The organism is Vagococcus bubulae, from assembly GCF_003950315.1.
Classification (GTDB): domain Bacteria; phylum Bacillota; class Bacilli; order Lactobacillales; family Vagococcaceae; genus Vagococcus; species Vagococcus bubulae.
This window is the reverse complement of sequence record NZ_NGJT01000040.1, coordinates 1-11,713: the sequence shown is the minus strand read 5'-3', so window position 1 is coordinate 11,713 and position 11,713 is coordinate 1. Positions and strand designations below refer to the sequence as shown.

The 11,713-nt window shown below is 33.8% G+C and carries 8 protein-coding genes; all 8 read right to left on the bottom strand.

The features are described 5' to 3' along the window. Nucleotides 1–133: 133 nt before the first annotated feature. Complete coding sequence (locus tag CBF36_RS11830) at nucleotides 134–451, bottom strand: PTS sugar transporter subunit IIA (protein WP_420824015.1); 318 nt, start codon at nucleotides 449–451, stop codon at nucleotides 134–136. Between the two features lie 143 nt (nucleotides 452–594). Beyond that, nucleotides 595–2,295: an APC family permease gene (locus CBF36_RS11825; protein WP_125958581.1), complete on the bottom strand. Its 1,701-nt coding sequence runs from the start codon at nucleotides 2,293–2,295 to the stop codon at nucleotides 595–597. 108 nt (nucleotides 2,296–2,403) lie between these two features. Then, complete coding sequence (locus CBF36_RS11820) at nucleotides 2,404–3,744, bottom strand: C1 family peptidase (RefSeq protein ID WP_125958580.1); 1,341 nt, start codon at nucleotides 3,742–3,744, stop codon at nucleotides 2,404–2,406. 177 nt (nucleotides 3,745–3,921) lie between these two features. Next, a complete protein-coding gene (locus CBF36_RS11815) occupies nucleotides 3,922–5,445 on the bottom strand; it encodes an amino acid permease (RefSeq protein ID WP_125958579.1) in 1,524 nt (507 codons plus the stop codon). Between the two features lie 22 nt (nucleotides 5,446–5,467). Further along, nucleotides 5,468–6,868: a C69 family dipeptidase gene (locus tag CBF36_RS11810; protein ID WP_125958578.1), complete on the bottom strand. Its 1,401-nt coding sequence runs from the start codon at nucleotides 6,866–6,868 to the stop codon at nucleotides 5,468–5,470. Between the two features lie 76 nt (nucleotides 6,869–6,944). Beyond that, nucleotides 6,945–8,348, bottom strand: coding sequence for a C69 family dipeptidase (locus tag CBF36_RS11805; RefSeq protein WP_125958577.1), 1,404 nt, complete (start codon nucleotides 8,346–8,348; stop codon nucleotides 6,945–6,947). Nucleotides 8,349–8,377: 29 nt separating this feature from the next. Further along, on the bottom strand, nucleotides 8,378–9,709 hold the full coding sequence (locus CBF36_RS11800) for a C1 family peptidase (RefSeq protein ID WP_125958576.1): 1,332 nt from the start codon (nucleotides 9,707–9,709) through the stop codon (nucleotides 8,378–8,380). Nucleotides 9,710–9,733: 24 nt separating this feature from the next. Continuing rightward, nucleotides 9,734–11,152: an APC family permease gene (locus CBF36_RS11795; protein WP_125958575.1), complete on the bottom strand. Its 1,419-nt coding sequence runs from the start codon at nucleotides 11,150–11,152 to the stop codon at nucleotides 9,734–9,736. Nucleotides 11,153–11,713: the final 561 nt, after the last annotated feature.

The window sequence follows — 11,713 nt, the reverse complement described above, 5'->3', positions numbered from 1 at the left end:
TCCTTTTTAGTTGGTTTAGACACCTTAATTATAAAGGAAAGTGCTATTTTTTTCGTCAAAAAAGGAACAAAATCCAAAATAATTTTGTTCCTTTTAATCTTTTTTAGGAGACTTTTGGGTCAGCCTCGTTTTATTATTTTTTATCAATCACTTTATATAAATCAACTATCTCTTTCGCTAAATCTGTAAAGGCAATCCCTGTCATCAAATGATCTTGACTATGAACCGTTAAAAGGGTTATTTCTGTTGATTCACCCTGCGCTTCTTTTGTTAGCATCTCTGTTTGAGACTGGTGTGCTTTTACTAAAGACTCTTTGGCAGCTTCTAATTTTTCGTCTGCCATTGAAAAATCAGATGCTTTAGCTGACTGTATGGCTTCCATTGCATGACTTTTAGCATCTCCACTATGCATAATCAATCCCATAATCACTTGCAAACTTTCTTCATTCATCATCCATCACCCATTCATATGTCTTATAGTCAAACATTGTTTAAAAAAGGTATAAATAACACTAGGTTAATTTTAGTCCACTATCTTATTGTTTGTCAACAAAATAAAAGGTTAAGACATAACTCCTCTTAACCTTTTATCCTTTATTTATTACTATTTGAAGTAATGGGGGTTTTGTTATCTGTGGTTGTTTGAGTAACAATCTTACTATTCAACTTTTTATTAAAATCATCCATAGTTTCATTTGGATCAAACGTCTGTTTAATCGGCATACCCATTGGATCTTGATAATGAGATAACACTTCACTTGGAATGTTAGACAATGCTTTTTTAGGTTTATCAAATCCTTCAATTTCCCATGTAAATGGTGCAAATTGATTGTCTTTATCTACCCAATCATGGCGTTTAGAGGCTTGATAAATACCAAATGCCAATAATAACACTATTGCAAGTAATACTAAAATGGTCACAACATAAACGGTACCAGAACCGACTTCTTTTTTAACTTGAGCTGGTGGGTAAAGTGACAACACAATACCAAACACACATGCTGCTAATCCAATAATAGAAACTAACCAAGCTCCGACTTTTCCACCAGGAACAGTAAAGGTACGAGGACGATTTGGTTGAGTGTAACGCAAACGTAAGAATGAGACAAACATCAACACATAATATAACATGTAAAGAATCGTTACGGTTTGAGTAATCATCACAAAGAATCCTTCAACGTTTGGCAATAATTTTACAACAAAGGCAATAGCTGTCACACAGATAGCTTGTAAATAAAGCATTTTTGATGGCATACCATGTTTATTGTTACTTTGTAATTGTTTTGGTAAAAAGCCACTACGTCCAGCTTGTCCTAACATAAATGATGGACCAGCTAAGTTAGTAATCCACATAGCAAGTGTCGCAAAGAACCCAACATAGACAAAAATCATATACATCCAAGGAGCGCCAATAGTAGCTCCCAATTCGTGATATAAAGAATAGAGTGCATAGATAATATTAATATTTTTTTCTGGAATGACTATCGCAATAATAAGCGTTCCAACAACAAAAACTAAAAAGGCAATTAATCCTGCGACAAGCATGGCAATTGGAAATTGCTTTTTAGGATTTTTTAGTTGTTTAATGTGAGCTGCATTTAAATCAATTCCTGCATATGAGAAAAAGACGCCTGCAGCAAGAGCTAATGTGCTCATACCATGCCATTTTGGTACTAGGCCACTTGGTTCTAATTTAATTGCTGGCGTATGACCTTGTACTAACCAAACAATCACTAAAATAACAATTGTTGCTAATGGGATAATGGTTCCTATCGTCACGCCGTATTTAGAGATATTAGAAAACGTCTTAGCCCCACGAGTTGCTAACCAGGTCACTAACCAAAATACTGCTAAAAACAAACACATAATCATTAATTCGTGAGACGGATTTTTGGCAAATTTTACCGCCCAATCATAATTAGGGGTAAAAAATCCAATCGTTGCTGCAAAGTTTGGCATACCTGCACCCAGATTAAATGTCGTCTGAAACCATAGAATCAGCAAACAGGTAAACGCCCAGCCTTTCCCCATCCCTTCACCAACCCAACGGAAAATACCGCCACGCTCAGACCAACCACCCGCAAGTTCGGCTGCTACAAGAGCTGTTGGAACAAAAAATACAAGGGCACCAATTGCAAATAATGTCACTGATGACAATCCATAAAACGCTTGTTGGGCATCATTTCCTAGCCCAGCAACAATCGCAACATTCATCATAATCAACGCATACGTTGAAATATATCCTTGACCCTGTTTATTGGTGCTTTTGGTCGTACTATCTGGTTTACTACTCATATGGATCTCCTACCTTTCTTTTACTAACCTAAAATACTTCCTTATAATAAATATTTCTCTCAGATAGTAATTTATCTAAGAGAAACATTCTTGTAATATTCAAGCGATTTACATCATTGGTGTAATGGGATTCATTGGATTCCAGAATGGCAATACTGTGGCGTCTTTTTCTAAATTAGCAAGCTGTTCAGTTGTAAAGAACTCTTTTCTAACGACTACTTCAAATAGATAATCCGTCATCCATTTATCATCCATGACACAGAAACCTTTGTCTCCAATAGTGTCTCCCCAACTATTTTCTACTTTCCATTTCGTTGGTTTATCATCAACTATATTTACTCCAGCAATCACCATCGCATGAGTTGGCAGGCTTTCACGGTAGTTGAATCTCTCACCTTTTGTCATATTAAAGTCTAAATCAAATAATTCTTTAAATTTATAAAGGCTATCTGACATAATGCCTTTTTGACGGTCGAAGTGTTTCAACACGTCACACGCAAACCAAACTGGTTCACCTGATTTTAATTGTTTGATCGTTAATTTTTTCAATTCATCCATCTCAACATTTAGATAGCGATTTGGTTTACCATCTACCATGTTGCCAGACAATTCTACTTCAAATGTTTGATTAAACGGCATAGATTCTGTTGGGACATTGATAATAATCACATAATCATTTAAATCAATATCAATGTATTTTTGATACATTTCTACTGGCGTTAAATTTTGATAAGACGTATATTTTTTATCTTTGTCTCTAAATGTAAAATTGATAGTTTCAGGTGGTGTTCCTAAAGCGATAGAAAGAATTCGATAGACTTCTACTAATTGTTCATCAATAAAAGCTTTTATCTCATCAGTTGTTTTATTAGAATTCATCATTCGACGTAACACGATGGCATCAGCACGTAATTTACGATTTAATAAAGTGTTTAATTCAGTTGAATCCATGCTACAGCTTGACTCATCCATTTCATATTTTGGTACAACACCATATTTCTCAACTAACGAAATAATTAGGTTCCAATCTCCGCCATCTTGTTGTGGTGAGTTTAATAAAAATTGCACATCTCTGCTTGATAAATCTTCGCCTGATGTGTCTAAAATATTTTGATAAAAATAGTTTGCTTTTTCTAATTTGTCATAGAAAAATAGATAATTTTGTGATAATTCAAAGTTTTCAATATTATATTGTTTTTCTATTTGAAATCGAATCACATTCAAACATGAAAACATCCAGCAGCGTCCACTATGACGTTGATTCGTTACTTGGTGAGTGTCCACATCGATTGAAAAGTTAAAGTTATTGTCATCAATTGATTGGATATTTTCTGCTGCTTTAAATAATCCATTTGTTGTCGCAGCTGTTTGAGCAACTTGATTCCCTCGATTTGAGTTAAAGTTTTTCTTCATTTCATTGATTCGTTCAATAGTAAGTGGTCTAGACATATAAAACACTCCATTCTAAAAGTTATTATTTTGTTGGTACACTTATATATAACTCCTTTTATATGTATATCTCGCGTTATTTGTGTGAATCTCTCACAACTTTTTTATGGTGAGTTAAATAAATTTTTGTATAAAATAAGAACTGTTTACCTAAAAAGATAAACAGTTCTTTCATCATTATTTATTAGTTGTTTGAGTTGTGTCTTTAGCCATTTCTTTTTGTACGTCAATTAACCAGCTATCTTTTTTCTTTTTATAGATGATTAATGGAATACTAAATAAGATACCGACAAAGATTAAAACAAAGATTAAGTTTTCAATCGTATTACTCATAAATGTTAAGGTTAAGGCAAAAACAATAGTAACTATAAGTAACCCTGCAAAGAAGAATCCAAAACCATTTCCTTTTTTACCTACGCGGAAAGGATGTTCTGTATCAGGTGATTTTCTTCTCATTGAAATAAAGCCTAAAGCCATTAATGTATAAGCTAAACAATAGATCATTGTTCCACTATTTGTGATAATAACGAATACTTTATTAATTCCAGGAATGATAACATATGCTCCTGACAAAATAGTAATCGCAATCGCTTGGACAAATAACAATGTATTTGATGAATTGAATTTATTAGTTTTCCAGAATTTGAATTTTTCTGGGAAGTCCCCTTCTCTTGCACTTGCAGTGATTGTTTTTTGAGCACTGATAAACCATGTAGACATATTAGTCAACACACTCACAATAGAAAGTAAGCAGAAGATTTGGACAACAAAATATGGTAATCCTAAACGATCAGCAAATAATTGTAACGGTTGAGCGCCATTGTTTAATTGAATTTTACCTGCTGGGATAACATTTGCTACTAAAAATGAGTTAACCAATGAGAACAATGCTAATAAGATAAGGGATGTAATAACACCTTTAGCATATTGTTGAGATGGTTTTTTCAGACGAGTAATAAACACAGAAGACATCTCTATTCCTAAGAAAATAAAGATAATCCCACTAAAGTACATACCTGAGCCACTGGTGAAAGATTTAGGTACTAATTTTGACCATGAAAAGGTCCCTAAAATACTATCTGGGTTTAAACCAATTTTTACAAAGGTAAACACACCAAGTATAAATAACATCACGACAGGAATATACAAACCTAACCAAATACCGAATTTACCATTTACTTTTGCCATGTCGAATTTTAAATTCAACAGTGTCATACACCAAACTAATCCTAAAATAACCGCCAATGTAAACATCGAGTTCTCAATTAAACTTTCTTTCTTCAACAGTAGCGCAACCATTGGTGCAAAACCTGTCCCAACAACGACCATTGAAGGGAACATCGCTGCCCAAATGAGCCAAGAGGTCACAAATCCCCACTTAGGTCCCAGGGTGTTTTTAACCCATAACTCTGGACCACCTTGACCAGGAAATGTTGTCCCAAATTCACCAGATATTAAAGCGATTGGTAAAGCAAATCCAATCACGGCTATACCCATGAATAAAAACATGTTCCATCCTGTTGCTGTCAGTGTTGAATAATACGGACCTGCTACAAGAGAGAATGTTAACCCAATAAATGTTGCTAATGTTATTTTTGATAAAGCACCTTTTTTACTTGCAGTGTTGTTTCCTTGTGCATTAGTTGCTACCGGTTTAACACTTGAAGCAGCGGATGCTTTACTACCACTTTTGTTTTCCATAATATGTTCTCCTCACTTATCTTTATACGTCTTTGGTTATGTCAAAGGTGAGTTTTGATAGCCCTAGCCCTTTCTTAACCAATTCACCGATATGAGTCATGGTTAAATGATTCATTTCTTCTATATTTTGTTTGTTTTGTTTTGTTAAAAAGTCTGTTACATCACCAGATTGCATGGCTTTGTATGCACGATCTGTTTCCAATACCATGTGATTTGCCAGTTGTCTAGCTGCACTTAGGTAATCAAAATTAACTGTTTTTAATACGTCATAATCACGTTCTACCAAAACAGCTAGTGTACGATGCATCCAGTAAGCTTGAGTGATATCATAAGTCATACTTGTATTGTTGTATGATGGTGCAGTGTCGTTACTATTTGCGTAGAAAGGCACATACGGATTGAAGGCGGTTGGGCCACTATTAATCCAAGTAATCGCTGCAATCTCTTCTGGTACATCATTTCTGATTTCTAAAATATGCGACTGTGATGTACGATTCATTGAAATAGGTCTAAATAATTTTCTAGACGCATCATCTGTTGAATTAAATGGATCATAAATTGTTTCATCATAGTGTGAACTTAATACAGCCCCTACATCTTCATAACTCAATTTACGATTTGGTTTAAACACAAATGGCATGTCACTACTTCTTGGGTCTTCTACTTTATGCCCCAAATAATTTTGGCCGTACCATACACGTGGTGTGTTGTATTCTCTATCTTCTTTTGAGCTTGTACCAAAAATATGACGGAAGTTAAATCCTTCATAATCTGGGTTCAAATGATAGGTTTCGACAAATTCTCGTAATCCTTCTGAATACATAAAGTTTTCTGGGTCATTGAAATCAACTTCTTCAATGATTGATTGGTTAGCAATCACTGCACAGCAATCATCTGGCACGCGTTGTGCGATCCAATGATGACCACATGGAATTTCCATATACCAAATCTCATCTTTATCACTAAAGATAACGCCATTTCCTTCATGAGAACCATATTCTTCAATGAGTTTTCCTAAATAAGTCACCCCTTCTCTAGCAGATGAGATATAAGGTAATACCACACTAACTAAAGAATCTTCGCCAAGACCATCTGTTAAAGGATCAATAGCCAAAACTTTTGTGTTACTAAAAATACTTTCAGTTGCACTCATTGCCACATTTTTTGAGTTGATACCCGACTCACCAAAAATACCGTATTTTTTATATTGAATGTAAGGCACCATTTGATATCTAAGTGATTTCTTAGGGTAGTTTTCTTTAAAATGTGTTAAGTATGATTTGTAAACACCTTCAGTCACATCATTTTCAGGAACCACAATAAACTTTACTGGTTCAATAACGATTTCTGCGTCACAGTTTCTAGCGATGAGCGTTGCTCCATTCATCGTTGCCTTTTTTCCTACTACAACAGTTGTACACATATTATTCCCTCTTCCTTCATTTCCATAGTTTTAATGACAAAAGGATAATCGCTGGGATTATCCTTTCAACGGCTTACTAAACGTCTTTAGTAATATCAAAAGTTAGTTTAGATAATCCCAAACCTCTTTGAACCAAATCACCAATATGTTTCATGGCTAAAGCATTCATTTGATCAATGTTTTTGTTGTTTTGTTCTGTTAGGAATTCTTCAACGTTTGACACGTTTCCTTCCTTAAAAGCTTTGTCTGTTTCCAACACAAGATGTTTGGCTAGTGTTTTTGCAGATGTTAAGTAGTCAAAGTTCACAGAAGATAATTTATTGTAATCACGTTCTACTAAAACGGCTAGAGTACGATACATCCAATATGCTTGGTTAATATCATAATTATCTGTTGTGTCTCGGTAGCTTTTTGGTGTATCTAAACTATTAGCAAAGAATGGCACATATGGGTTAAAGGCAGTTGGTGCGCTATTTAACCAAATGATTCCAGCGATTTCTTCTGGTACGTTGTTTCTAATTTCTAAAATGTGAGATTCTGCTGTACGATTCATAGAGATCGGTCTAAATACGTTACGATCTACATCGCTCTCAGGATTAAATGGATCATAAATTGTTTCATCAAAGTGTGAACTTAGTACGGCAGCCACATCATTCACTGTCAGTAAGCGATTTGGTTTGAAGACAAACGGCATGTCACTACTTCTTGGGTCTTCTACTTTATGACCTAAATAATTTTGTCCATACCACACACGTGCTGTGTTATATTGTCTATCTTCTTTAGTACTTGTTCCAAAGATATGACGGAAATTAAATCCTTCATAATCTGGATTTAATTGATATTCATCGACAAATTCACGAATGCCTTCAGAATACATAAAGTTATCTACATCATTGAAATCTATTTCTTCAATGATTGATTGATTGGCAATCACTGCACAACAATCGTCAGGAACACGTTGAGCTACCCAGTGATGACCACATGGGATTTCCATATACCACACTTCATCTTTATCACTAAAAATGACACCATTTCCTTCGTGAGAACCATGCTCTTTAATCAGTTGACCTAAATAAGTTACGCCATCTCTTGCTGATTCAATATATGGTAAGACCATATTAAGTAAAGAATCTTCACCTAAACCTGCTGGAGTTAACGGATCAATCGCTAGCACATCCGTATTTGAGAAAATACTTTCTGTTGAGCTCATGGCAACATTTTTTGAGTTAATTCCTGCTTCACCAAAAATTCCTAACTTACTTTCATCTAAAAATGGAATCATCGTATATTTCAATGATTTATTAGGATATTTTTCAGTAAACTTCGTCATATTACTTTTATAGATACCACTCACATGAGCATCTTCAGCAACGGTAATAAAACGAACAGGTTGGATAGGTTCTTCAGAATCGCAGTTTCTAGCAATCAAAGTTGACCCTGTTCTAGATGCTTTTTTTCCGACAACAACGGTTGTACACATACTGTTTCCTTCTTTCTATTAATAAATGCTTAAGCAATTGGGTTCATAGGATTCCAAAATGGTAATTCGACTGGTTCTGTTTCTAATGCTTGTTTTAACTCATCTGTTAAGTAAGCTTTTTTCACGACCACTTCAAAGACGAACTCTTCCATCCATTTGTCATCCATCACACAGTAGCCTTTGTCACCAATTTTTTCTCCCCAGCTATTTTCAACTTTCCATTTTGTTGGCATATCGTCCACAAGATTTACGCCACCAATTACCATGGCATGTGTTGGTAAGCTTTCTTTGTAGTTGAAACGATCGCCTTTTGTCATTGAAAAATCAATATCAAACAAGTCTTCAAATTTATATAAATCATGTGACATAATCCCTTTTTGACGGTCAAAATGTTTTAACACATCGCAACCAAACCACACTGGCTCGCCTGATTTTAGTTGTTTGATGGTTGCTTGTTTTAACTCATCCATTTTAATGTTTAAGTAACGGTTTGGTGTTCCACCCACCATATTTCCTGATAAAGCCACTTCATAAACTTTACCAAATGGCATATTTTCTGCTGGCACATTGATTAAGCCCACATAGTCTTTTACATCAATATCAATGTAATCTGCATATAATTGTTGTGGTGTTAACCCTTGATATGACGTATATTTTTTATCTTTATCTCTGAATGTAAAATCAACTGTTTTTGGTGGTGTCCCTAAAGCAATTGATAATAATCGATACACTTCTGATAAGCTTTTTTCGATATAATCTTTGATAGTAGCTTCTGTGGCATTTTCTTTAACTAGCTTTCTTAATTCCACTGCATCACGTCTTAATTTACGATTTAGCATCGTATTTAATTCAGCTGATGTGATACTACAATTTGAATCATTCATTTCATAAATTGGTACGACACCATATTTTTCAACTAATGAGATGATTAAGTTCCAATCCCCACCATCTTGTTGTGGCGAGTTAATTAAAAATTGAACGTCACGACTAGAAATAGGTTCATTCGCTGTATTAAGAATATTTTGATAGAAGTAATTAGCTTTTTCTAATTTGTCATAGAAGAATAAGTAGTTTTGTGATAATTCAAAGTTTTCAATGTTGTATTGTTTTTCTAATTGGAAACGAATGACATTTAAACAAGCAAACATCCAACAACGACCACTTTGATTTTGATTGGTCACTTTATGTGAATCAATATCAATCGAAAAGTTAAAATTCGCATCATCAATCGCACGGATATTTTCAGATGCTTTAAAAATACCATTTGTTGTAGCAGCTGTTTGAGCAATTTCATTGGCTCTGTCACCACTAAAGAGTTCTTGCATATGATTAATTTGATCAAAAGTTAATTCGTTTGTCATAATAAAACACTCCATTCAGTTAATTTATTTTGTTGATGCATGAGTTGGTGCACTTTGAGTAGTTGTCGCTACTTTGTCAGCCAATTTTGTGGTTGCTTGAGCGACTTTACCTTTTGGTGCTTGTGGTGCTGATGGTGAATCTGGTTTGTTTTTGATACTTGTGTAATACATAATCAAACCAACGATGAACACACCAAGAATGAGTAATAAAACATCTAATCTAAAATTAGTTAGTAGATACATTGAGATAATCAATGCAATAATCGGAATGGTGTCTCCTCCCTTTAAAGAGAACCCATTATTTGGAAATTGTTTTGTATGTTTAAATTTAATCACGGCTAATATAGATGGAACATATTGAATAAATGAAGCTAATACGATTGCCGCTACCAAGAAAATATAGCTAAATGACACTAAGAAAATACTAATGATCATTGTAATAATGACAGCAATGTAAGGTGCATCGTTTTTATTTCTTTTACCAACAGCTGATGGTAATAGATTATGTTCTGTTGATAAAGACGCTGCTAAAACTGGTGTATTAAATGATACAGCAAAAGCCACACCAAAGATTGAGATAATCATACCAATGACAATCAGTACATATGCCCAATGACCAATAGAAGAATTCAATGCTTGAGCAATAGGAATATCAAATTTTGCAATACTTGGACCTAAAATACCAATCGCTGTTGCTTGTACTAACACATAAATAATAGTCACACTAGACATAACAGCAATTAACGCTTTTGGAATATTTTTTTCTGGATTATTCATTTGACCAGCTGCTACTGGGATAAATGAAAATCCAGTAAACATGTAAAATACGACACTAAAGGCTTGACCAAAGTGACCAAAGAAGCTACCTGTTGTTTTCACACTTTCAGGAACAATAGGGGTAAAATGTGCTGTCTTAATAAAGAACACACCGACAACAAGGAAAAATACCAAAGTAGCAATTTTAATAATTGAAGACACGCTGTTGATTTTTTTTACAATACTTGTACCAAATAGATTGATAATACTTAATAGAACTATCACACCAATTGGAAAAGCATATTTTGCAATTGGATTATCTAACGCTGGGTACATGCTTTTTAATGTTCGATGCAATGCTACTGATTCAGCAGTAAATGTCAAACATCCTAAAAACCACGAAAATAAGCCGATTTGAAACCCTGTAAATTTACCAAAAGCATTATACGAATAAAGCCATGCCGCTCCTGATCCTGAAAATCGACTTGATAAATCCGCATAACATAATGCAACCATACTTACAGTCAAAGCTGCCGTAAGGAGAACCAAGATACTCATTACCCCGATATTTTTATAAATTTGTTGTGGTAATAAAAACGCTCCTGATCCAACAATTGCATTGATACCCAAAAAATAAATTGACGTAAACGTCAATTTTTTATTAGGCGTTGCTGTTTTCGCACTCATGACATATCATCTCTCCTCTTCATCCATTTCTCATGAATTCGTTTTTTATATCGTTTGTGAGTAAATCATAACTCTTTTTTTTTTTAAAAACAATCTTTAGTACCATTGTTTCAAAAACGTCATATTAACTGTAAATTTTAGAAATATTTAATACTTTTTAGTTTATAAAGTGTTTTATTTTTGACTTATTTTTTATTTATTTGCAATGAAATTATGGATAATATGATTTATATAAGAACAAAATGCTTGTATTCTTTGTCTTTCTAATTCTTTGTTCGTTATTTCATCACACTATTTTTTTTCGTCAAAAAAATAACTAACTTATTTCATTATTTTTGTATAAAAAGTCTTTTTATATCCTATTCACAGTGTCATTAGATAATTAATTCATCATGGCTTTATAAACTCATCATTTTATTGCAATAGATAAAAAGAAAGAGGCTGACTAAATAGTCTTTAAAATAAAGAAATAAGGATTTAAGAATAGAAATATCATTCTTAAATCCTTATTTTTGAGTTCATTAGTATCTTTCAACTGCCTATAGGCAGTTAATTTCCTTA